The following is a 23,902-nucleotide window of genomic DNA, read 5'->3' as shown; positions in this document are numbered from 1 at the left end:
TCCGGATATTGCTAGATAAGCTAGCCATTCATGAAGGACGTCACGTCACGCCGCTGGATCGGTCTGGTCTTCATCAGCCTCGCGGTCGCGCTCATCATCGTCGACTCGACCATCGTCAACGTCGCGATTCCGGCGATCGTGGACGACCTGGGCATCACCTCCACCCAGGTGCAGTGGGTGCAGGAGGCATACACCCTCGTCTTCGCCTCCCTGCTGCTGCTGTTCGGGTCGTTGGCCGACCGCATCGGACGGCGACGGCTGCTGCTGATCGGCGTCGCCCTGTTCGCGGGCGCATCGGTGCTGGCCTCGTTCGCGCCGACAGGCGACCTGCTGATCCTCGCGCGTCTCATCCAGGGCGTGGGCGGTGCCATGATGCTGCCGAGCACGCTATCGCTGCTGAACGCGACCTTCCAGGGTCGCGAGCGCGGCATCGCCTTCGCCGTCTGGGGATCGACGATCGGCGGCATGGCGGCCGTCGGCCCCCTGCTCGGCGGCTGGCTGACCACCTCGTTCTCGTGGCGCTGGGCTTTCGGCATCAACATCCCGCTCGGTGTCATCATCGCGATCGGAGTGCTGTGGGCGGTGGGCGAGTCGCGCGCCAAGAACGCTCCCGCGATCGACGCGATCGGCGCCGTCCTGTCTGTCATCCTCTTCGGCGCCCTCGTCTTCGGCCTGATCGAAGGCCGCACCCTCGGATGGTGGGAGGTCAACGACCCCTTCACCATCGGCGGCTGGAGCTGGCCGTTCTCCGTCTCGCCCGTGCCGGTGGCCTTCGCGATGGCGCTGCTCGCGGCCGTGGGCTTCGTGACGTGGTCGCGGCGCCAGGCACATCGAGGACGTCCGACCCTGCTCGATCCCCGCCTCTTCTCCATCGCGACCTTCCGCAGCGGCAACATCGCCGCCCTCGTCGTCGCACTCGGCGAATTCGGAATCATCCTGTCCCTGCCGCTCTGGCTGCAGTTCGTGCTCGGCTTCGACGCCCTGCAGACCGGCCTCATCCTCATCGCGCTGGCCGCGGGCTCGTTCGTGGCCAGCGGGTTCGCGGGCGCATCCAGCGGCAAGATCAGCGCCGTGCTCATCGTCCGCGCCGGCCTCGTCGCCGAGATCGTGGGCGTGGTCGCAGCGGGGTTGGTCGTCGGCTGGGATGCCGGGACGCAGTCGGCCTGGCTCTGGCTGCTGCCCGCCCTGTTCGTCTACGGCTTCGGCGTGGGCCTCGCGACGGCGCAGCTGACGGGGGTCATCCTGCAGGACGTGCCGGTCGAGCTGTCCGGACAGGGGTCGGGGACGCAGTCGACGGCCCGTCAGGTCGGATCGGCGCTGGGCATCGCGATCCTCGGAACCGTGCTGTTCACCGGCACCGCCGGCATCCTGTCGTCATCCCTCGACGATCGCGGACTGCCGGCACAGGAGCGCGATCAGATCGTGTCGGCGGTGGTCGACAGCTCGGGCGGGGCCATCGCCGGCCTCGCTGCGAACCCGGCGACCGCGCCGATCGCCGCCGACGCGAAGGCGGCGTTCTCCGACGCGACACGGCTGTCGGCGTTCACCGCCGGAGGCTTCCTCGTGGTGGGACTGTTCGCGACGATTCCGCTGGGCCGCGAGCGGCGACGCGACGAGACCGACGCGGCGCAGCCGTCCGTGCAGAGCTGAGGACCGGCGGCGACAGCCGCATCCCCGATACTTAGCATGACTAATGAACTATGCTAAGTATCAGCATGAGCACCGAGACGCCCGCCCCCGCCGCACCCGACCTGTCCACACCCGCCGCCGAACTGCGCATGGCAACCTTTCGCCTGGCACGACGACTTCGCTCCCAGCGGGCCGTCGACACCATGAGCGACGCACAGTTCGCGGTGCTCGCCGCGCTGTCGGTGCACGGGCAGCACACCCTGGGCGAACTCGCCGACCGGGAGCGCGTGTCGGCGCCGTCGATGAACCGTACGGTGAACTGCCTCGAAGAGTCCGGGTATCTCACCCGCACGACCGACACCGACGACCGCCGCAAGGTCAACATCGCGCTGACGGACTCGGGCCGCGCGGTGGTCGACGAGACCGTCCGCCGGCGCGACTCCTGGCTCGAAGACGCCCTGGCCGCATTGACGCCGGCGCAGCGCGAGCTGCTGCGCTCGGCGGCTGAGCTGATGCGGGAGGTGGCCGCCCGATGAGCTCGCCCACCCGCGCGTCGAATGCGATGTTCCGCTCGTTCTCCGTCTTCAACTACCGCGTCTGGTTCATCGGCGCCCTGGTGTCCAACATCGGCGCGTGGATGCAGGCCACGGCTCTCAGCTGGGTCGTCCTCACGCAGCTCACGCACAACGACGCGGGTGCGATGGGCGTCACCATGGCGTTGCAGTTCGCTCCTCCCCTGCTGCTGGTGAGCGTGACCGGCTGGGTCGCCGACAAGTTCGAGCGGCGACGGCTGCTGATGGTGACCCAGAGCTCGCTGCTGGTGCTCGGCGCTACCATCGGCATCCTGATCCTCACCGGCGTCATGACGCTTCCCCTCATGTACGTCTTCGCCTTCGCGCTGGGTCTCGTGGCGGCGTTCGACAACCCGACGCGCCAGGCGTTCGTGTCCGACCTCGTCGACCGCGAGAACGCCTCGAACGCGGTGGCGCTGAACGCGGCATCCTTCAACGGCGCTCGGATGATCGGGCCCGCCGCCGCCGGCGTCGTGATCGTCGCGGTCGGCACCGGCTGGGTGTTCCTGGTCAACGCGGTGACGTTCCTCGCGATGATCGTGGCTCTGCGGCTGATCCGCTCCGAGGAACTCGTGCCGCGCGTCACGGCGCCCGGAGCATCGCGTCTGGCCGACGGCTTCCGCTACGTCGGCAGCCGCCCCGACCTCGTGGTGACGTTCGTGATCGTGTTCCTGCTCGGCGCGTTCGGCATGAACTTCCCGATCTTCGCCTCCACGATGGCCCTGGAGTTCGGACGGGATGCCGACGGCTACGGGCTGCTGAGCTCGATCCTCGCCATCGGCTCGCTCGCCGGGGCCCTGCTCGCCGCTCGGCGCGATCGCGCACGGATGCGTCTCGTGATCGTGGGCACCGGCATGTTCGCGGTCGTCGGAACGGTCTCGGCATTCATGCCGGACTACTGGTTGTACGCCATCACCCTGATGTTCACCGGATTCTCGGTCGTCACGACGCTCACGACCGCGAACGGCTACGTGCAGACGACGACCGATCCCGCGCTGCGCGGGCGCGTGCTCGCCCTGTACATGGCGATCCTCATGGGCGGAACGCCGATCGGCGCGCCCATCGTGGGATGGGTGGCCGCGGAGTACGGTGCCCGCGCCGCCATTCTGCTCGGAGCCGCCGCGGCGTTTGTCGCCTTCGCCGTCGGGTTCGGATGGCTGCTGTGGTCAGGCCGGCTGCATCGCCACGAGTCGCGCCGCTTCGCGCTGTCGCTGGACGAGACACGGCCCCTGTCCATCGTGACGCCGGAGGAGTTCAGCGACGAGGTGGCGGGAACCACGCCCATCTCCCTCCCGGACCCGACGCGGCGGTAGCACGGCGGCTCGTTGCGGCAGCGCTGTCAGGACGTCCGAGCAGCCGGCGCTTGCGCAACGACCCGCACCGCGGCGGGGCTGTACCCCGGCGCATCGACGGTGACGATGATCTCCCCGCCGCCGGTGGCACGCACCACGGCGAGCGCACGCCCGTCGTGGGTCAGACGCGAGGGTCCCGCGAACGACTCCGTCGTCCGGCCTCGGCTCGAACCGAGCGCGGCGAGTTCGCCGGCGCCGGCCACCGTGACCGTGACCTCCGTGTCGCTATCGCACGCGACGATGCCGTCCGCGTCCGCCAGCTCGATGACGACGTGCGCAAGGCCCCCGTCGGCCGCGATGGTGAGGTCTTCGGCGCGGACACGCAGCGCCGGCGAGCCCGCGCTCGCCAGCTCGGCCCGCCCGATCTCCGCCCCGCCCCGGCGTGCGATCGCGAGAAGCCGGCCCGGCCGATACTGCGTTTCGAATCGGGCGATGAGCGGCCGCGGGTGGCCCACCGGCGCGCGACCGACCACGACCTCGCCGGTCGCGTCGATGAGGCGCAGCTCGACCTCCTCGGCATCCGCGTACACGTCCACCGTCACCGGCGAGCCCGGCTCGACACCCCACGACCACGACGAGACCACGTCGTCCCACGACCACGGCGTCTTCTCGACCGGCCGCCCGTGATGTGCGGGGCGATGCACGGCGATCGCCGGATCGCTGCGAAGACCGAACGCGATCTGACGGTAGTACGAGGCGGGCGTTCGCCGACCCGTGAGGTCGATGTCGCCGCACCGCGCCAGCAACCACGGGAAGGGGCCTGCGGTCCCGGTCGATCGGTAGTCGTCGACGTCCGTGTACTCGACGCGACCGATGCCGGCCTCGCCGACGTAGTCCCATCCCGTCCAGGTGAAGTCCCCGATGACGTGCGGAAGCCTGCGCACCTGATCCCACAGGTCGGCGATCCGATCGGGGAACGTCTCCGACCCCACGATGACCCGCCCCGGGAACAGCTCCGCATCCATCTCGTATCGGGCATCGCCGTAGTTGAAGCCCACCACGTCGAGCACCGCCGCCGACTCCTCCGTCGAACGCGTGATGAGCTCCGACGCGTTCGCGGCGGCCATCTGGGCGCCGAGCCCGGCCATCATCGTGTTCGGGTCGGTCGCTGCGATCTCACCGAGGATCTCGGGCAGTCGCTGCATGTTAGCGATGACCCCGTTGATGCCGTTCGTGATGTAGCGCGTCGGGTCGAGCCGCCGGAACTCCTCCGCGATGCGCCGGCTCCAGGTGGCCCCGTGCGGCGTCGCCAGCTCGAGGATCTCGTTGCCGATCGAGTACAAGATCACGCTCGGACGGTTGCGGTCCTTCGCCACGAGGGCCGCCACTGCTGCCTGCCAGCGCGACGCGAACCCGACGGACGCGTCGAACCCGGTCTTGGCATGAGTCCACACGTCGCTGAGCTCATCCATGACGAGCATCCCGTGTCGATCGCACGCGTCGAGCAGGGCGCGCGAGGCCGGGTTGTGTGCACTGCGGATCGCATTGAATCCGGCGTCCTTCAGCAGCCGCACCCGCCGATCCTCGGCATCGGGATGGGTGATCGCACCGAGAGCGCCGTTGTCGTGGTGCACGCATGCTCCGCGCAGATTCACCCCCACACCGTTGATGCGAAGCCCGTGGCGCGCGTCCACCTGCAGGCGGCGGATGCCGAATCGCACCGCATCCGTGTCGACGACCGTGCCGTCGGCGTCTTCCAGGCTGATGCGCACCGCGTGCTGGGCGGGATGATCGGGCGACCACAGCTCGGGACGCGCGACGAACAGGCGCGCCCGTGCCACCGCCTGCTCACTCGGCAGCACGGTCACCGGCGCGTTCGCCTGCACGATGACGGCTCCGGACGGATCGGCGAGATGCCAGTGCACCCGCAGCGTGCGCGTGTGACGCGTGAGGTTCTCCACGATGGTCGTGACCTCGACCATCGTTCGTTCGTCGTCGATGTCGGGGGTCGTCACCGTCGTGCCGTCGAGAGCCAGGTGCACCGGATCGGCCACGATGAGATGCACGGGCCGGTAGATGCCGGCGCCCGTGTACCACCGGCTGTCGCGGTGGGCGCGCGCCTCGACGGTGACCGTGTTGGTCTCGCCGAAGCGCAGGAACGCGTCCGCGGCGACGACGAAGGCCGCGTAGCCGTCGGGCTGATGCGCGGCGAAGTCTCCGTTGATGAACACGACGGCGTCGCGGTACACGCCCTCGAACTCGATCAGCACACTCCGCTCGCGCCAGTCATCCGGCACCTCGAAGGAGCGTTCGTAGACGAAGACCCCACCCGGGATGTAGCCGGAATGCACACCGCCGTCGTTGTCGGCGGAACGCGGCAGGTCGCGCAGCGCGTCGTGCGGGATGGTGACCGGCACGGCAGCAGCGGCGCCCTCACGACTCTCGAAAGCGCCGAGCTTCGGTCCGACCGTCCAGCCGACGTGGAAGGGAACCCGCTTCACGACGTGGGCACCGAGCCGGCGCCCTCGCCGCTCGGGAATGATCCGGCGGCGCGCGCGTCGAGCAACTGCTCGAGCGCGTCGAGGTCGTACCCGCGCACGTAGCCCCGGAAGAACTCTGCCAGGGCATCGGCCATGTCAGTGGACGTCGGATCCAGCAGCCACTGCACCTGGAGACCGTCCATCATCGCCGTGGTCGCGACGGCCGCGCGATACGGATCGATCTCGCGGATCAGTCGCCCCTCTGCCGCGATCCTCCGGAACGCCGCCGTGATGCTCTCGCGCACGTACTCGTAACGGCGCAGGAAGTACTCGTGCGCCGGGTGGGACGGCGACGTCGCCTCGGCCGACAGCGTGCAGAACAGCTCGATGACCCCCGGGATCGACGCGTTGTACCGCGCGAGCTTCACGAGCGCGCGCAACGTCTCGACGCCGTCGGCGTCGTCGAAGTTCACGATCTGACGCGACTGCTCGTCGCGATGGTCGAGCACGGCCAACAGCAGGGTGCTCTTGCTCTTGAAGTGATGCAGCAGTCCCGCTTCGCTCATCCCGACGCGCTGAGCGATCTCTCGCAGCGATCCGGCGCGGTACCCGCCTTGAGCGAAGACCTCCAGCGCGGCGTCGAGGATCGCTCCGCGCGTCACCTCGCTCTTCGCGTACTCGCCGCGCTGGCTGCGCCGCGGTGTGTTCGTGTCGGTCATCGTGACCATCGTGCCCTATCCCGGTCGCCGCGAGTCGGCGCCGATGCCCCCAGTGTGCACGCTCTCATAACAAAAACCTAGCGATCACTCGATATTTGATCCAAAAACCTAGTGCGCACTCGGATTTCCTGCTAGCGTCCCCCGACAGAGCGATCCGCAGGGGTATCGCCCACCCGAGAAAGGGACCAAAGATGTTCCGTTGGAAGGCCACAGCAGCCCTCGCGGTCGTCGCGGCACTCGCACTCACCGGCTGCGCCGGTGGCGGCGAGTCCGGAGGCGAGAGCGGCTCAGGCGGCGCACACGCAGACCGCCTCACACTCATCTCCATCGCCGCACCCACGAGCTACGACATCGGCGCGGGCGCCGAGTGGGGCAACCGCAGCGAGTACTTCGAGGCAGTGTTCGACACCCTCCTGCGACAGGACTCCAAGGGTGAGCTCCAGCCCAACCTGGCGACCGAGTGGTCGTACAACGACGACAAGACCGTCCTCACCCTGACGCTGCGCACCGACGCGAAGTTCACCGACGGCACCCCCGTCGACGCGAAGGCCGTCGTCGCCAGCATGGAGCGCTTCCGCGACGGCACGTCACCGCAGGCGGGCACTATGAAGGGCAACCAGTACGCGGCCACCGACGACCACACCGTCACCATCACGCTGCCCGCGCCGAACCCGGCTCTGCTCAACTCGCTCTCGCTCGCCCAGGGCCTCGTCGCCGCGCCGTCGTCGTTCTCCGACTCCGACGTCGCCACGCGCCCCGTCGGCTCCGGCCCGTACATCCTGGACACCTCGGCGACCGTGACCGGCACGACCTACGTGTACAAGGCGAACCCCGACTACTGGAACAAGGATGCCGTCAAGTACGACAACCTGACCGTCAACGTCATCGACGACACGACCGCCATCCTCAACGCCATCAAGGCCGGCGAGGCGAACGGCGCGAAGATCGCGGACAACACCACGATCAGCGAGGTCGAGGGCTCGGGCTGGTCGATCGCGTCCAACGAACTCGACTTCCAGGGCCTGCTGCTGCTCGACCGCGCCGGCACGATGAACCCGGCGCTCGGCGACGTTCGCGTCCGCCAGGCGATCAACATGGCCTTCGACCGCGAGGCGCTGCTGAAGTCCCTCCAGAGCGGATTCGGCACCGTCACCGAGCAGGTCTTCCCGAAGTCCTCGGTCGCCTACGACCCGGCCCTGGACAGCACCTACGCGTACGACCCGGCCGGCGCCAAGAAGCTCCTCGCCGACGCGGGCTACGCGAGCGGCCTGACCATCAACATGCCGTCGGTGCCCGCCTTCCAGACGTCGTTCGACCTGATCAAGCAGCAGCTGCAGGACATCGGCATCACGGTGCAGTACACGGAAAGCGGCACGGGCAACTTCATCAGCGACATGCTGACCCCGAAGTTCCCCGCCACCTGGATGGCGCTGCAGCAGGACCCCGACTGGCAGCTGATCAACTTCATGATCGCTCCGGGCGCGACGTTCAACCCGTTCAAGGCCGAAGACCCCAAGATCGACGCTTTCATCAAGACGATCCAGTTCGGCAGCACGGACGAGGCCACCCAGGCGCTCAAGGACCTGAACAAGTACCTGGTCGACCAGGCCTGGTTCGCTCCGTTCTTCCGCGTTCAGGGCTCGTTCGCCACCGACGCCAACACGACCGTCGACTTCTGGCCGACGAACGCCTACCCGTCGATCTTCAGCTTCGCGCCGAAGAACTGACCCGCTGCGCTGTCCGCCTGCGCACCCGCAGGCGGACAGCGCCGCTCGAACCCGGAGAGAGCCATGCTCAGCTTCATCCTCAGGCGGATCGCCTCGGGCGTCGTCCTCGTCGCCGTCATCTCCTTCCTCGCCTACGTGCTGCTCTACGCCGCCGGCGGCGACATCGCCCGCCGTATCCTGGGCGAGACCGCGACCGCCGAGACGGTCGCCAAGAAGACCGAGGAGCTCGGGCTGAACCGCCCGCTCCTCGTGCAGTACTGGGACTGGCTGACATCGGCGCTGACGGGAAACCTCGGCCGCAGCTGGTTCAGCGGAGAGCTCGTCAGCGTCAGCGTCTCCGGACGCGTCGGCGTGACCCTCTCGATCGTGATCGGCGCGACGCTGGTCTCGGCCATCCTGTCGGTCGTCCTGGGCGTGCTGGCCGCGCGCCGCGGGGGCTGGATCGACGGACTCGTGCAGTTCCTCTCCCTCATCGGCTTCGCCATTCCCGGCTTCCTCATCGCCCTGGGCCTCGTGCTCGTGTTCGCGATCGAACTGCACTGGTTCAAGGCCACCGGCTTCGTGCCGCTCACGACCTCGTTCGGCGGGTGGGTGGCCTCGGTGACCCTGCCGATCGTCGCGCTCTCCCTCGGCGCGATCGCCACGGTCGCCCAGCAGGTGCGGGGCTCCGTCATCGACGCGATGTCGCGCGACTACGTCCGCACGCTCCGCTCGCGCGGCCTGTCCAGTGCCTCCGTCGTCTACAAGCACGTGCTGCGAAACGCCGGCGGCCCGGCACTGGCCGTGCTCGCCGTGCAGTTCATCGGCCTGCTGGGCGGCGCCGTCATCGTCGAGCAGGTCTTCGCCATCCCCGGCATGGGTCAGCTCACCGTCAAGGCGACGACGCAGGGCGACATCCCCGCCGTCATGGGCCTGGTGATCGTCTTCGCGATCATCGTGGTCATCGTCAACCTCCTGATCGATCTGGCTCAGGCCGCTCTCAACCCGAAGGTGCGTCTGTCATGACCGCTGTCGACGTTCCCAACTCCGTCCCCGTCGCGCCGGTGCGCGTCTCGCTGATGCGCCGGCTCGTGCGCCGCCCCCTCGGCCTGGTCTCGCTGGGCTTTCTCGCGCTGGTCATCCTGATCGCGATCATCGGCCCCTTCATCGCTCCGCAGGATCCGAACTACGCCGACATCCGCGCGATCCTCGCCCCTCCCGGCGCCGACCACCTGCTGGGCACCGACAGCGCCGGGCGCGACGTCTTCTCGCGTCTGCTGCTGGCCACCCAGACGAGCATCGCCGCCGCTCTCGTGGCGCTGGCGACCGCGCTGGTGCTCGGCGTCGTGTCGGGTCTGATCGCCGGCTACTACCAGGGCTGGTTCAACACGGTCGCCACGTGGGTGACAGAGCTGAACATGGCCCTGCCGGCGATGGTGGTGCTGCTCGCGGCACGTGCCGCCCTGGGTCCGTCCGTCTGGCTGTCGATGTTCATCTTCGGCATCCTGCTCTCCCCCGGCTCCTTCCGGCTCGTCTTCGCCTCGGTCACCGCCGTGCGCGCGGAACTCTACGTGGATGCCGCGCGGGTCTCGGGCCTCAGCGACGCCCGCATCATCGGTCGGCACGTGCTGTCGGTCGTGCGCGCGCCCATCATCATCCAGTCGGCGATCATCGCCGGCATCGCGATCGCGATCCAGTCGGGCCTCGAGTTCCTGGGTCTCGGCGACTCGTCGGTGCCCACGTGGGGCGCCATGCTCAACGACGGTTTCAAGAGCATCTACAAGCAGCCGATGCTCATGCTGTGGCCCTCGCTGGCCATCGCACTCACCTGCATCGCCCTGACCCTGCTCGCCAACGTCATGCGCGACGAACTGGAGCGCACCGTCACCGTGCGCCGCAAGCGCCGGCGCGCGGTGACGACCGCGACCGGATCGATCGCGGCGGTCACCACATCGGTGCGCACCGGCGGCGGCGACCTGGTCGACCTCGACGAGCCGCCCGTGATCGAGAACATCGAGGTGATCGTCCACCCCGAAGACACGCGCAGCAAGGCGAGCGACGCCATCCTGCAGGTGCGCGACCTGCACGTGGGCTACGACCAGCCCGACGGCTCGCACATCGAGGTCGTCCACGGCGTCTCGCTCGACATCCGCCGCGGCGAGGTGCACGGCCTGATCGGAGAGTCGGGTTCGGGCAAGACCCAGACCGCCTTCGCCGTGCTCGGGCTGCTCCCGCGCGGCGGCAGCGTCACCTCCGGCTCGATCGTCTACGAAGGCACCGAGCTGGCCGATGCGTCGGAGCGCGTCTACGCGGGTGTCCGCGGCAAGCGCATCGGCTACATCCCTCAGGAGCCGATGAGCAACCTCGATCCGTCCTTCACGATCGGCAGCCAGCTGGTCGAGCCCCTGCGCAAGAACCTGGGCCTGTCCAAGGCGGAGGCGCGTGAGCGCGCGCTCGGGCTGCTCGAGCGCGTGGGCATCCCGCAGCCGAAGCGCACGTTCGACGCGTACCCGTTCGAGGTCTCCGGTGGCATGGCGCAGCGGGTGCTCATCGCCGGCGCCGTCTCGACCGACCCCGACCTGATCATCGCGGACGAGCCGACCACGGCTCTGGACGTGACGGTGCAGGCCGAGGTGCTGGATCTGCTGCGCGATCTGCAGGCGGAACGCAACATGGCGATGCTGCTCGTGACGCACAACTTCGGCGTCGTCGCCGACCTGTGCGACCGCGTGACGGTCATGCAGAACGGGCTCTTCGTCGAGCAGGGCCCCGTGCGCGCCATCTTCAACGATGCGCGACACCCCTACACGAAGACGCTGCTCGACGCGATCCTCGACGAGGGTCCGGCCCGCGGGCCCCTCACCCCTGCCACGAACGGAGCCGGAGCATGAGCGCGTCACTGCTGGAGGTCACCGACCTCGTCGTCGAGTACCCGGGCAAGAGGTTCCGGGCCGAGCCCTTCCGCGCGCTGAAGGGCGTCTCACTCGACATCAAGCCGGGCGAGACGGTGGGCCTGGTCGGCGAGTCCGGCTCGGGAAAGACGACACTCGGGCGCGCCGCACTGGGCCTGGCTCCCGTCACCGCCGGAACGATCCGCTTCGACGGCCAGGACATCTCGCACCTGAGCCGCCGCGAGCGCCGTGCGCTCAGCTCGCAGATCCAGGTGGTGTTCCAGGACCCGTACTCGTCGCTGAACCCGTCGATGACCGTCGAGCAGATCCTCACCGAGCCCCTCACCGTCGCCGGTGTCGGATCTGCCGAGGCGAAGACGCGCGTACGCGATCTGCTCGACCAGGTGGGCCTTCCCGCCGATGCGCGCAGTCGCCTTCCCCGCGAGTTCTCCGGCGGCCAGCGCCAGCGCGTCGCCATCGCCCGCGCCCTCGCGCTGAGCCCGCGGCTGATCGTGTGCGATGAGCCGGTCTCCGCACTGGACCTGTCCACGCAGGCGCGCGTCCTGGATCTGTTCATCGAGATCCAGGAGCGGACGGGCGTCGCCTACCTGTTCGTGACGCACGACCTGGCCGTGGTCCGCCACGTCAGCCACCGGGTGGCCGTCATGTACCGCGGCGAGATCGTGGAGTCCGGCGACGGCGACCAGGTCACCTCGCGTCCGCAGCATCCGTACACGCAGCGTCTGTTCATGGCCGCGCCCGTCCCCGATCCCGACAAGCAGGAGGAGCGCCGCGCCGCCCGCCGCGCGATCCTCACCGCGGAGGCTGCCGCACGATGAGTCGCCCGAACATCGTCTTCGTGATGTCGGACGACCACGCCGCCCATGCGATCTCGGCCTACGGCAGCACGGTCAACGCGACGCCGCACCTGGACCGACTGGCACAGGAGGGGGTGCGCATGGATGCCGTGTACTGCACGAACTCCATCTGCAGCCCGTCGCGGGCCACGATCCTGACCGGGACCTACAGCCACATCAACGGCGTCTCCTCGATCTGGACCGAGATGGACTACCGGGTGCCGACGTTCATCGATGTGCTCCACGGCGCCGGATACCGCACCGCGATGTTCGGCAAGTGGCATCTCGGCGAGCACGGCAACGCGCTACCGCGCGGGTTCGACGCATGGAAGATCTTCCCCGGCCAGGGCGACTACGTCGACCCGGAGATGATCGACGAGAACGGCAGCGGGCCGGTCCCCGGCTACGCGACGGACATCGTCACGGACCTCGCGATCGACTGGATCGACGAGGTCACCACGAGTGGTGATGAACCGTTCTGCATGATGGTCCACCACAAGGCGCCGCACCGGCCGTGGGTTCCGGACGAGAAGCACCGCCACCTCTACGCGGACGGCACGATCCCCGAGCCCGACACGTTCTTCGACGACCACGCGACGCGCAGCAAGGCCGTGCAGGGCGTGCGTATGACGATCGCCGACGACATGGGGGCGGACGACCTGAAGGAGGAGGTGCCGGCGCACCTTCGCGGCCCCGAGAACCGCGAAGCGCGCATGCGCTGGAAGTACCAGATCTACATGCGCGACTATCTGCAGTGCGTGCAGTCCATCGACGACAACGTGGGCCGGCTGCTCGACCACCTCGCCGAGCGCGGCCTCGCCGAGAACACGATGGTCGTCTACACGTCCGACCAGGGGTTCTTCCTCGGCGATCACGGCTGGTTCGACAAGCGCCTCATGTTCGACGAGTCGCTGCAGATGCCGATGCTCATCCGCTGGCCGGCCGAGATCCCGGCCGCGAGCCGCTGCGCGGGCATCGTCACCAACGTCGATTTCGCCGCGACCTTCCTGGACGTGTGCGGGATCGACGCGGCATCCGCTCTGCCCACCTCGCAGGGTCGCAGCTTCCGCCCGCTGCTGCGCGGCGAACAGGTGGAGGACTGGCCGGAGGCCGCCTACTACCGCTATTGGGAGCACGACGACCCCATCCACGCCGCTCCCGCGCACTACGGCATCCGCACCGCGACGCACAAGCTCATCCACTACTACGGGGTCGGCATGGGCGTGCCCGGTGCCTCGGAGGCCGAGTTCGAGCCCGAATGGGAGCTGTACGACCTCGTCGCCGATCCGGCCGAGCTGCGCAACGTGGCCGACGATCCCGCGTACGCGGAGGTGCGCGCCCAGCTCGAGCAGACCCTTCGCGAGTACCAGGACCACTATCGCGACCTGCCCTATACCGGCCCCGACACCCCCCGACCGGACTGGGGGCCGTACGACCACGAGCTGCTGGCGCGCGTCGAGCAGTACGTCACCCAGATCCGCGCATCCTCCTGATGACCGCGACCACCCCCACCCCCGGAAGGACCTCCATGACCGCCGCCGCCGACCACCTGCGCCCCCTGCTCGAGAAGCTGACGCTCGAGCAGAAGGCCGCTCTCGTCCAGGGCGCCGACTTCTGGACGACGGTGCCGCTGCCGGAGATCGGTCTGCGCGCGATGACGCTCTCGGATGGGCCCGCCGGCGTGCGCGGTCCCCGCTGGGATGAGCGCGAGCCGTCGCTGAACCTCCCGTCCGGCTCGGCGCTGGCCGCCTCGTGGGATGCCGGATTGGCGTACCGTTACGGCGCCGCGGCGGCCGCCGAAGCACGGGCCAAGAACGTCGACGTCGTGCTCGGTCCGACCATCAACCTGCACCGCAGCCCCCTCGGCGGACGCCACTTCGAGTGCTTCAGCGAAGATCCCCAGCTGTCGGGCGAGCTGGCTGCGGCGTACGTCGCGGGCATGCAGGAGCGCGGCGTCGCGGCGTGCCCCAAGCACTACGTCGCGAACGATTCCGAGACCGACCGCTTCACGGTGGATGTCCGCGTCGACGACCGCGCGCTGCGCGAGCTGTATCTCGCGCCGTTCGAGCGGGCCGTCACCGACGCGCACGCGTGGACCATCATGAGCTCGTACAACTCCGTCGACGGCGTGACCATGACCGAGAACGACCTGCTCGAGACACCCCTGAACACCGACTGGGGCTTCGACGGCGTCGTGATCAGCGACTGGACCGCCGTGCGTTCGCTCGACGCGGTCGCCGCCGCGCAGGACCTCGCCATGCCCGGCCCGGCTCCCGCCTGGGCCGAACTCGCCGAGGCCGTCCGCGACGGACGGGTCCAGGAGGCCGACCTCGACCGCAAGGTGCTGCGTCTGCTGCTGCTGGCCGAGCGCGTCGGCGCCCTGGGCGACAGCGCTCCGGCGGCGACCGATGAGATCGACGGCCCGGCCTTCGCACGCGAGGCGGCCGTGGCGGGGACCGTGCTGCTGCGCAACGACGGCACCCTGCCGCTGAACCCGGCGTCCCTCCGCTCGGTGGCCGTCATCGGCCAGAATGCCCGTGATGCCCGCACACAGGGAGGCGGCAGCGCGACCGTCGTCCCCGCGCACGTCGTCTCGCCGCTGGACGGGCTGCGCGCCGCCCTGCCCGGCGTGGAGGTCTCCTACGAGCTCGGCGCGCTCGTGCAGGAAGGCGTCGCCGAGATTCCTCTCGCCCAGCTGCAGAACCCCGTCACCGGAGAGCCGGGACTGCGGGTGCGCTTCTTGGATGCCGAGGGCACCGAGCTCTTCGCCGAAGATCGCCGGTCGACGGCGCTCGTCTGGTTCGGCGGGGACGCCCCCATCGAGGCGAGCCGCACCGTCATCTTCGAGACGCGGTTCACGCCCGACGAATCCGGCACGATCGAGCTGGGCTTCGCCGGTGCCAACCACGGGCGCCTCTACGTCGACGACGAGCTGGTGCTCGACGACAGCCCCGTCATCGATGGCACCGACCTCGGCGCCGCGTTCCTGAACCCGCCGTCGCTGACGACCGCTGTCGCCGTGGAGGCGAGCGTGGCGCGCACGGTCCGCGTCGAGTTCTCGCGCGAAGCGGCGGGCGCCCTCGCCGGTGCGCTCAGCGCCACGGTCGGCATCGCCCCCGAGCGCACGCCCGATGCCGAGTTGATCGCCCGGGCGGCGCATGCCGCGGCATCCGCCGATGTCGCCGTCGTGGTCGTCGGGACGAACTCTCGCGTCGAGTCCGAGGGCTACGACCGCACGAGCCTGGACCTCCCCGGCGCGCAGGACGAGCTCGTGCGGGCCGTCGCGGAGACCGGCACCCCGACCGTCGTCGTGGTCAACGCGGGCTCGCCCGTCGTCCTGCCCTGGGCCGACGAGGTCGCCGCCGTCGTGCAGGGCTACTTCGGCGGCCAGGAGTTCGGCCACGCGATCGCCGACATCCTCACGGGCGCCCAGGAGCCCGGGGGGCGCCTGCCCACCACCTGGCCGGCCGCACTGGCCGACGTCCCCGTCACGGATGTGACCCCGCAGGACGGAGTGCTGCGCTACACCGAGGGCATCCACATCGGCTACCGCGCGTGGTTGAAGGACGACGCGACTCCCGCCTTCCCGTTCGGCCACGGACTCGGCTACACGACGTGGTCGTGGGACGATGCGCGCCGCGAGGGCGGCGAGGTCGCGGTGACGGTCACCAACACCGGCGCGCGCTCCGGCAAGCAGGTGGTGCAGGTGTACGCCGAACGGCCGGGCTCGGCGATCGAGCGCCCCGAGCGCTGGCTCGTCGGATTCGCGACCGTCCGCGTAGACGCCGGCGCATCCGCGACCGTCTCGATCGGCCTTCCCGAGCGACGCCTGGCCCACTGGAGCGGTGAGCACTGGAGCGTCGAGGCCGGCACGTATGCGCTGCGCATCGGCTCCTCCGTCGCAGAGCTGCCGCTCTCGCTCGCCTGGGAGGTGTCGGAGTGATGACGACGATGTCGCCGGTGAACGCGATCCACCTGCAGGGCGCGGCCGACGCGCGCCTGGCCGCGGTGGTCGACCGTCTCGACGGATTCCTGCGCGAAGACGACGACCTCTCCTTCCAGGTCGCGGCCTTCCACCGCGGCGTGCCGGTGCTCGACGCGTGGGGCGGCCCGCACCTGACGGGCACGTCCGTGCTGATCCCGTTCTCGGTCACCAAGAACACGATCGGACTGTCGGTGGGCTTGCTCCTGGAACGCGGTCTCATCGATCTCGATGAGCGCGTCGCGCACTACTGGCCCGAATTCGCCGCGAAGGGGAAGGATGCCGTCACGGTGCGCCAGCTGCTCTCGCACCAGGCGGGGCTTCCGCAGGCGACCACAGCGCTGACGTGGGACGAGCTCTGGGACCACCACGCGGCGGCCGCGCGCCTCGCCGACACCCGGCCGTACTGGTACCCGGGCAGCGCGTTCGGCTACCACGCGATCACGATCGGCAGCCTGGGCGACGAGCTGGTGTACCGCGTGACGGGGCGAACCCTGCACGAGTTCTACGAGGATGAGATCCGCGCCCCGCACGACATCGACTTCTACCTCGGTCTGCCGGAGGACCAGGAGCACCGGTTCGCGCCGCTGCGCCCGATGATCCGTCCCGTATCGGCGACGGGCACTCCGCAGTTCTCGGCGCTGGGCCCGGTGGTCTTCGGCGCCCTCAGCCGCGACATCGACCACACCAACTCGCCCCGCAACTACCGGTACGGCCATGCCGCCACCGCGGGCACGGGCACCGCGCGGGGGCTCGCACGCCTCTTCGCCGCCGCGGTCACGGGCGTCGACGGTCGCGCCCCGTTCCTGTCGGCCGACACCGTCGAGCAGATCGGCCAGCAGCAGATCCGTGGCTACGACGAGGTGCTCCACCAGCACGACCGGGCCCACGCGATCGTCTTCCAGAAGCCGTCGCAGCAACTCTCCTTCGGCGGTCCCCGCGCGTTCGGTCACGACGGCGCGGCCGGTGCGCTCGCCTGCGCCGACCCCGACACCGGGATCACTTTCGCCTGGACGATCGTCCGCGGACCGTGGCCCGGCGGGGCCGACCCGCGCGCCGTCGCCCTGGCGCGGGAGCTCGGCGTGATTCTGGAAGCGACAGCATGACCGCGGTCATCACGAGCCTGCGCGCGGAGCTGCGCCACGACAGCGCCGTGGTCGCCACGGCGACCCCTCGCCTGAGCTGGGTGGTCGGCGGCGACATCACGGGCTGGCAGCAGGCGAGCGCGGAGCTCAGCGACGGGGAGATCACGCTCACCCTGGACGACGGCGAGAGTGCCCTCGCGCCGTGGCCGTTTCGCCCTCTGGCACCCGGTGAGAGCCGATCGGTGCGGGTGCGAGCGCACAGCACCGATGGACGATCGACCACGTGGAGCGATGCGCTCGTCGTGGAGGCGGGCTTCCTCGCCGACGACGAGTGGGTCGCCCTCCCGGTCGGCCTGGCCGACCCGTCGCGCGCAGCGCAGCCCGCCGCGGTGCGCACCCGTTTCATGATCGAGCGCGAAGTCACGCGCGCCGTCCTCTTCTGGACCGCGCTGGGCGTGGCCGAACCGACCGTCAACGGCGCCCCGGTGAGCGACGATGTGCTCTCGCCCGGATGGACCGCCTACCGCGACCGGCTCGTGCACGAGAGCGTCGACGTCACCGCCCTCCTGCGTGACGGCGAGAACGAGCTCGCGGCGACGATCGCGGGCGCCTGGTACACGGAGAAGTACGGCTTCTTCACCTTCACCGACCGCGTCTACGGTGATCAGCCCTCGTGGCTGGCCCAGCTGCGCGTGACGTACGCAGACGGCACGAGCGCGACCCTCGCGGCCACCGGCCCCGACTGGGAGGCGACGGGCGACGGACCCGTCGTCGACAGCGGCATCTACGCGGGCGAACACCAAGACCTGCGCCGGAGCCTCGACGACGCGGTGTGGACGTCGGCGCGCGTCGGCGCGGCGGCGCGGCCCGGCTACGAGAACGTCCCCGTCCCCGAGCCGCGGATCGCTCCGCCCGTACGCCGCATCGAGACGCTGCCGGTCGCGGAGGTTCTCGCCTCGCCCTCCGGCGCCACGATCCTCGACTTCGGCCAGAACCTGGTCGGGCGCCTGCGCATCCGTGCGCGAGGAGCGGCCGGCACCCGCATCGTCATCCGTCATGCCGAAGTGCTCGATGCGGGTGAGCTGGCGCTTCGCCCCCTGCGCAACGCCGAGGCGACGGCGACGTTCGATCTCTCGGGCGGCGACGACGTGCTGGAGTCGCGTTTCAGCTTCTACGGCTTCCGCTACGCGCAGATCACCGGACTCGACGTCGACCCCGCGGACATCGAGGCCGTGGTGCTGCACACCGACCTCGCCCGGACCGGATGGTTCTCGGCATCCGACCCGCTCGTGCAGAAGCTGCACGAGAACGTGCGCTGGGGCATGCGCGGCAACTTCCTGTCGATTCCCACCGACTGTCCGCAGCGCGACGAGCGCCTGGGCTGGACGGGCGACATCCAGGTGTTCGCGCCGACCGCGACGTTCCTGTACGACTGCGACGGCTTCCTGACCTCGTGGCTGCGCGACCTGGCGCACGAGCAGGACCGCGACGGCGGGATCGTTCCGGTCGTCGTCCCCGCAGCGCTGCCGTCGTTCGCGGGCGGGGGACCGGTCGCCGCGTGGGGTGACGCCGCAACGGTCGTGCCAAGCGTGCTGTGGCAGCGCTTCGGCGACCGTGACGTGCTCGCCGCGCAGTATCCGAGCATGCGTGCGTGGGTAGAGGCGGTGCGCCGCGATGCGGGCGACTCAGGCCTGTGGGCCGGCCGTATGCAGCTCGGCGACTGGCTCGACCCCGCCGCCCCGCCGGACAAGCCCGGCAAGGCGAAGGTCGACGCCGACATCGTCGCCAGCGCCTACTTCGCCCGGTCGCTGCGCCAGGTCGCTGATGCCGCAGCGCTGCTCGGACACGACGAGGATGCCGAGACCTACGGAGCCCTCGCCGAGGCCGCGCGCCGCGCGTTCACCGCGGAGTACGTCACCCCGGCCGGACGCATGATGAGCGATGCTCCGACCGCCTACGCCCTCGCGCTGCAGTTCGACCTCGTCGTCGACGCCGACACCCGCGCCGCGCTCGGTCGCCGCCTGGCGGCACTGGTCCGCGAGGGCGGCTACCGCATCGGCACCGGCTTCGTCGGCACACCGCTGGTCGCCGACGCACTGACCGCCACCGGCCACGTGGATGCCGCCGAGCGCCTGCTGCTGCAGACGCAGTGCCCGTCGTGGCTGTATCCGATCACGCAGGGCGCGACGACGGTGTGGGAGCGGTGGGACTCGCTGCTGCCGGACGGGTCGGTCAATCCCGGCGAGATGACCTCGTTCAACCACTACGCGCTCGGCGCGGTCGCCGACTGGCTGCACCGCTCGGTCGCAGGGCTCGCGCCGGCCGCGCCCGGCTATCGACGCCTGCGCATCGCGCCGCGCCCCCTCTCGGCGCTGACGCGCGCGTCGGCGCGGCACCTGACCCCCTACGGCGAGGCTGCCGTCTCCTGGCGTCGCGACGGCGACAGCATCGTCGTGACCGCGACCGTACCGGCGAACACCACTGCCGACATCGATCTGCCCGGCATCGTCGCGACCGTCGGGCCCGGTTCGCACGAGTGGCGCGTCGCTGCGGCGGCCGGTGCGCAGCGACCCGAACTGCCCGGACTCGACGCCGACCTCGCCGCCGTCATCGACGATCCGCGCGCCTACCGCGCGCTGCTCGACACGCTGGCCGACGTCGCACCCGAGCGCGTCGACGCCGTCCGCGAGGAGACGACGTGGGCGGCGGGTCGTCCGCTCGTGTCCGCCCTGATGTTCACGCCGCCGTCGGTGCTGGATGCCGTCGATCACGCGATCCGCGCGGCGACGACCCCCTGATCTGAGGAGTTCCATGTTCGATCGCGCCAGCACGTTCGGCGATACGCTCGACAGCCCCGCCGGCCGCGCGGTGCTCGAGAAGCACCTTCCCGGCATCGCCGCCTCTCCCATGGCGCAGCAGTTCCGCAGCGCCCGCCTCGGCCAGCTCGTCGCGCTCGTTCCGGAGTTGGAGGAGCCGGCCGCCCGCGACGCGCTCTGGGCTGCGCTCGCCCAGGTCGGTGACGGCACCGCCCGCGCCCCCTACCCCCCGGCGATCGCTCCCGACCCGGCGTACGAGGCCGGCGAGGTCGCCCCCGCCTCGGCGACGCTCGCCCCGGCCTCGAAGGCGCGACAGTGGGACCCCCTCGAGGTGCGCCTCGTCGGCCCGTCGCACGGCAACCCCTTCGTCGACGTGGAACTCGACGCCCTGTTCACCCGACCGGACGGCAGCGTCGTGCGCGTCGGCGGGTTCTACGACGGCGACGGTGTGTACGTCGTCCGGGCTCTCGCGGATGCCGAGGGCACCTGGCGCTTCCGCACCCGCTCCACGGCCCGGTCGCTCGACGGCATCGCCGGCACCATGGACGTCGCGCACGCTCCCGTCGACGCGCACGGCCCGGTGCGCGTCGACGGGTTCCATTTCCGCCACGCGGACGGCACCCGCCATCGGCCGCTGGGAACGACCGCGTACGCGTGGACGCACCAGAGCGAGGCGCGTCAGCAGCAGACTCTCGCCACCCTCGCCGCGTCGCCGTTCACCAAGCTGCGGATGTGCGTGTTCCCCAAGTCGTACCTCTACAACGCGAACGAACCGATCGACTTCCCCTTCGTCGGCTCGCTGGAGACCGGTTTCGACCTCACCCGGTTCGACCCCGCGCACTTCCGCCGTCTCGAGCAGCGCATCCGCGATCTGGCGGAGCTCGGCATCCAAGCCGATCTCATCCTCTTCCACGCCTACGACCGATGGGGCTTCTCGGACCTCGGCCCCGCGGTCGACGAACGCTACCTGCGTTACGTCGTGCGCCGCCTCTCCGGCTACGCGAACGTCTGGTGGTCGATGGCGAACGAGTACGACCTCATGTGGTCGAAGGATCTCGACGACTGGGAGCGCCTGGCGGCGATCGTCGGCGAGGAGGATCCGTTCGGACACCTCAACTCCATCCACAACTGTCGTCCGTTCTACGACTACGACCGCCCGTGGATCACGCACGTCTCGATCCAGCGGGTGGACGTCTACCGCACGGCGGAGAACACCGATCAGTGGCGGGAGCGCTGGGGCAAGCCGGTCGTCATCGATGAGTGCGCCTACGAGGGCGACATCGACCAGGGTTGGGGCAACATCACCGGCGAGGAGATGACCCGACGTTTCTGGGAGGGCGCCGTGCGCGGCGGCTACGTCGGACACGGCGAGACCTACTATCCGCCTGCTCTGGACGCCCCCGGGGATGCCGACGACGACGAGGTGCTGTGGTGGTCGAAGGGCGGCGTGCTGCACGGCACCTCGCCCGCCCGGATCGCCTTCCTCGAGCGGCTGCTCGCCGAGGCGCCCGACGGCGTCTGGGACCCGCTGCCCGGCGACTGGGACGTTCCGTGGGGCGGAACCGGCGACGTACGGGTGGCCTACTTCGGCTTCAACCGTCCGCGCTTTCGCAACGTCCTCCTGGGCGAAGGCCGCTGGCGCGTCGAGGTGATCGACACGTGGAACATGACCGTCGAAGAGGTGGCCGGAACGCACACGGGGCAGGTGCGCGTCGATCTTCCGGGCCGCCAGTACATGGCCGTGCGTCTGACGAGGGTCGCGGCATGAGCGCACCGCGTTGGGTCGTCAGCACCACGGATGCCGTGTGGCAGACGCGGGAGGCGGCGGCGCTGACGGGCCCGTCGGCCATGCCCGACGTGGTCGTCGCCGTGGACGATCCGCAGCAGGAGATCGAGGGCTTCGGCGCCTGCTTCAACGAGCTGGGCTGGCAGGCTCTCGACCTGCTCACCGAGGCCGAACGCACCGGCATCCTCCGCGAGCTGTTCGCCCCCGGCGTGGGCGCCTCGTTCGGCATCTGCCGCATGCCGATCGGCGCGAACGACTTCTCCCGCGACTGGTACTCCTACGACGAGACCCCGGGCGACCTGGGTCTCGCCCACTTCGATCTGTCGCACGACGACGACACCCTCGTGCCGTTCATCCGCGCCGCGCGCACGCATCGCCCCGACCTCGTCCTGTGGGCCTCTCCGTGGAGTCCGCCCACGTGGATGAAGCGCAACGGGCACTACGCCGGGGCCCTTCCGCACCCCTTCTTCGGCGACGTCGACAACGGGCTGCGACCCGACCAGGTCGGCGCCGAGGGCACGGACATGTTCCGCGTCGACGAGGAGCACCTCGCGGCCTACGCGGCATACTTCGGCAGGTTCGTCGACGGCTACGCCGAGCGCGGCATCCGGGTGTCGATGGTCATGCCGCAGAACGAGTTCAACTCGGCACAGGTCTTTCCGAGCTGCACGTGGACGCCGTCAGGGCTGTCGGCGTTCCTTCGCCACCTCGGCCCGGAGATGGCCGCGCGCGGCGTCGAGGTCTTCCTGGGAACGCTCGAGCGCGCGGACGACCGACTCATCGAGGACGTCCTCGCCGACCCGGAGGCCGCCGCCGTCGTCTCCGGCGTCGGCCTGCAGTGGGCGGGCAAAGGCGCGGTCGCCGCCGTGCACCGCCTGCACCCGGAGCTGCGGATCTATCAGAGCGAGCAGGAATGCGGCGACGGACGCAACGACTGGCGTCACGCGCGGTACGCGTGGCGGCTCATGAAGCACTTCCTCGGCAACGGCACCAACGCCTACCAGTACTGGAACATCGCACTGCAGGAGGGCGGCCGCAGTCGCTGGGGCTGGACGCAGAACTCGCTCGTCGTGGTCGATCCCGACACCCGCACCTTCCGCTACACGCCCGACTACCTGGTGCTCAAGCACGTCAGCGCCTTCGTCGCCCCCGGCGCCCGTGTGCTGCCGACCTGGTGCGTCGCCGGTCACGACAATCAGCTGGTGTTCCGAAACCCCGACGGCTCGCTCGTCGTCGTGCTGCACAACGAGCTCGACGAGGTCATGCCGATCAGCCTGCTGCTCGGTGCTGAGGCGCTGTCGCTGGAGCTTCCGGCGGCGTCGTTCAGCACCGTCGTCATCGCGCCCTGAGGCGACCGGAGTCCTCCGACAGCCGGCGCGACGCCGTGGCCATGTGCGCCGCCATCGCCGAGGCGGCGAGGTCGGCGTCACCGGCGTCGACGGCGGCACGCACCGCCGCATGCTCCTCGATCGCGAGCTCCGCCGCGGCGGCATCGTGCACCGCACGATCCGCGTAGACCTGCAGCAGTGAGCGGACGACGTGCAGCAGATCGACGAGCGTGTCGTTGCCGGCGGCCGCGGCGAGCGTCTCGTGGAACTCGGCATCCGCCCGGGCGAAGGCCGTCAGCTCGGCGGTGCTCTCGCGCATGCGAGCGAGGGATGCCGCGAGCGCGGCGCGCTGGTCGGCACTCGCGCGACCGGCGGCCAGGCGCGCGACATAGATCTCGAGCCCCGAGCGCAGCTCGAGCATCTCATCGGTGTTCTTCTGCCCGATCAGCAGTCCCCACCGGAGCGTCTGCGGCAGCAGGTCGCTCGCGGTGCCGCGAAGGTACGTGCCGGAGCCGGCGCGCACGTCCACGATGCCGAGGATCTCGAGCGCGGCAAGCGCTTCGCGAACCGCGGAGCGCCCGACATTCAGCGTCGTCGCCAGCTGACGCTCCGGAGGAAGCCGTGTGCCGGGCTCGAGCGAGCCGCCGGTGAAGAGATCCATCAGACGACGGGCGACCTGCGACACCGGCGAGCCGGTGGGCAGCACCTCCAACGCCGCCGCGATCTCGGCGGAGCGGTCGTCGGGGTAAGCGGGCACGG

General features: G+C 70.1%; 16 protein-coding genes. 13 read left to right on the top strand and 3 right to left on the bottom strand.

Features of this window, described 5'->3' with window-relative positions:
* The first annotated feature begins 30 nt into the window (after nucleotides 1-30).
* The 3 genes from PP359_RS10970 (at nucleotide 31) to PP359_RS10960 (ending at nucleotide 3,514) form a co-directional block, all read left to right on the top strand.
* A complete protein-coding gene (locus tag PP359_RS10970; protein ID WP_499250581.1) occupies nucleotides 31-1,650 on the top strand; it encodes a DHA2 family efflux MFS transporter permease subunit in 1,620 nt (539 codons plus the stop codon).
* Between the two features lie 65 nt (nucleotides 1,651-1,715).
* A complete protein-coding gene (locus PP359_RS10965; protein ID WP_112931889.1) occupies nucleotides 1,716-2,165 on the top strand; it encodes a MarR family winged helix-turn-helix transcriptional regulator in 450 nt (149 codons plus the stop codon).
* A complete protein-coding gene (locus tag PP359_RS10960; protein ID WP_499250580.1) occupies nucleotides 2,162-3,514 on the top strand; it encodes an MFS transporter in 1,353 nt (450 codons plus the stop codon). Before PP359_RS10965 ends, PP359_RS10960 begins: the two co-directional genes overlap by 4 nt.
* Nucleotides 3,515-3,540: 26 nt before the next feature.
* On the opposite strand, the gene PP359_RS10955 is transcribed toward PP359_RS10960, so the two are convergent.
* The gene (locus PP359_RS10955; protein ID WP_499250579.1) at nucleotides 3,541-5,994 is read right to left on the bottom strand and encodes a glycoside hydrolase family 2 TIM barrel-domain containing protein; all 2,454 of its coding nucleotides are present in this window, start codon (nucleotides 5,992-5,994) and stop codon (nucleotides 3,541-3,543) included.
* Nucleotides 5,991-6,692 carry a TetR/AcrR family transcriptional regulator gene (locus tag PP359_RS10950; RefSeq protein ID WP_051039444.1) on the bottom strand — a complete coding sequence of 234 codons (702 nt, stop codon included), beginning with the start codon at nucleotides 6,690-6,692 and terminating at the stop codon, nucleotides 5,991-5,993. Before PP359_RS10950 ends, PP359_RS10955 begins: the two co-directional genes overlap by 4 nt.
* A 191-nt stretch (nucleotides 6,693-6,883) precedes the next feature.
* Between PP359_RS10950 and PP359_RS10945 the strand changes: the two genes are divergently transcribed.
* The 10 genes from PP359_RS10945 to PP359_RS10900 all read left to right on the top strand — a co-directional run bounded on the left by PP359_RS10945 (nucleotide 6,884) and on the right by PP359_RS10900 (nucleotide 23,164).
* Entirely contained in the window at nucleotides 6,884-8,419 is a 1,536-nt protein-coding gene (locus tag PP359_RS10945; protein WP_036316088.1) for an ABC transporter substrate-binding protein, read from the top strand.
* Nucleotides 8,420-8,482: 63 nt separating this feature from the next.
* Complete coding sequence (locus tag PP359_RS10940) at nucleotides 8,483-9,424, top strand: ABC transporter permease (RefSeq protein ID WP_036316087.1); 942 nt, start codon at nucleotides 8,483-8,485, stop codon at nucleotides 9,422-9,424.
* Nucleotides 9,421-11,289 (top strand): dipeptide/oligopeptide/nickel ABC transporter permease/ATP-binding protein, encoded by a 1,869-nt coding sequence (locus PP359_RS10935; protein WP_499250578.1) that lies wholly within the window; start codon nucleotides 9,421-9,423, stop codon nucleotides 11,287-11,289. The genes PP359_RS10940 and PP359_RS10935 overlap by 4 nt, the downstream gene beginning before the upstream one ends.
* Nucleotides 11,286-12,128 carry an ATP-binding cassette domain-containing protein gene (locus PP359_RS10930; RefSeq protein ID WP_499250577.1) on the top strand — a complete coding sequence of 281 codons (843 nt, stop codon included), beginning with the start codon at nucleotides 11,286-11,288 and terminating at the stop codon, nucleotides 12,126-12,128. The genes PP359_RS10935 and PP359_RS10930 overlap by 4 nt, the downstream gene beginning before the upstream one ends.
* Nucleotides 12,125-13,639, top strand: a complete 1,515-nt coding sequence (locus PP359_RS10925; RefSeq protein ID WP_135948948.1) for a sulfatase family protein — start codon at nucleotides 12,125-12,127, stop codon at nucleotides 13,637-13,639. Before PP359_RS10930 ends, PP359_RS10925 begins: the two co-directional genes overlap by 4 nt.
* 35 nt (nucleotides 13,640-13,674) lie before the next feature.
* Nucleotides 13,675-16,089: a beta-glucosidase gene (locus tag PP359_RS10920; RefSeq protein ID WP_499250576.1), complete on the top strand. Its 2,415-nt coding sequence runs from the start codon at nucleotides 13,675-13,677 to the stop codon at nucleotides 16,087-16,089.
* A gap of 17 nt (nucleotides 16,090-16,106) precedes the next feature.
* On the top strand, nucleotides 16,107-17,234 hold the full coding sequence (locus tag PP359_RS10915; RefSeq protein WP_499250575.1) for a serine hydrolase domain-containing protein: 1,128 nt from the start codon (nucleotides 16,107-16,109) through the stop codon (nucleotides 17,232-17,234).
* Nucleotides 17,231-20,011 (top strand): family 78 glycoside hydrolase catalytic domain, encoded by a 2,781-nt coding sequence (locus PP359_RS10910; protein ID WP_499250574.1) that lies wholly within the window; start codon nucleotides 17,231-17,233, stop codon nucleotides 20,009-20,011. The genes PP359_RS10915 and PP359_RS10910 overlap by 4 nt, the downstream gene beginning before the upstream one ends.
* A 13-nt stretch (nucleotides 20,012-20,024) precedes the next feature.
* A complete protein-coding gene (locus PP359_RS10905; RefSeq protein WP_499250573.1) occupies nucleotides 20,025-21,797 on the top strand; it encodes a DUF5605 domain-containing protein in 1,773 nt (590 codons plus the stop codon).
* A complete protein-coding gene (locus tag PP359_RS10900) occupies nucleotides 21,794-23,164 on the top strand; it encodes a glycoside hydrolase family 30 protein (protein ID WP_499250572.1) in 1,371 nt (456 codons plus the stop codon). The genes PP359_RS10905 and PP359_RS10900 overlap by 4 nt, the downstream gene beginning before the upstream one ends.
* Here the strand turns inward: PP359_RS10900 and PP359_RS10895 are convergent.
* On the bottom strand, nucleotides 23,151-23,900 hold the full coding sequence (locus tag PP359_RS10895) for a FadR/GntR family transcriptional regulator (protein WP_499250571.1): 750 nt from the start codon (nucleotides 23,898-23,900) through the stop codon (nucleotides 23,151-23,153). The two genes, PP359_RS10900 and PP359_RS10895, sit on opposite strands and share 14 nt — an antisense overlap.
* Nucleotides 23,901-23,902: the final 2 nt, after the last annotated feature.

The sequence above is a fragment of the Sphingomonas sp. BLCC-B65 genome (assembly GCF_028550675.1).
Lineage (GTDB): Bacteria > Actinomycetota > Actinomycetes > Actinomycetales > Microbacteriaceae > Microbacterium.
This window is presented reverse-complemented; position numbering and strand designations above follow the sequence as displayed.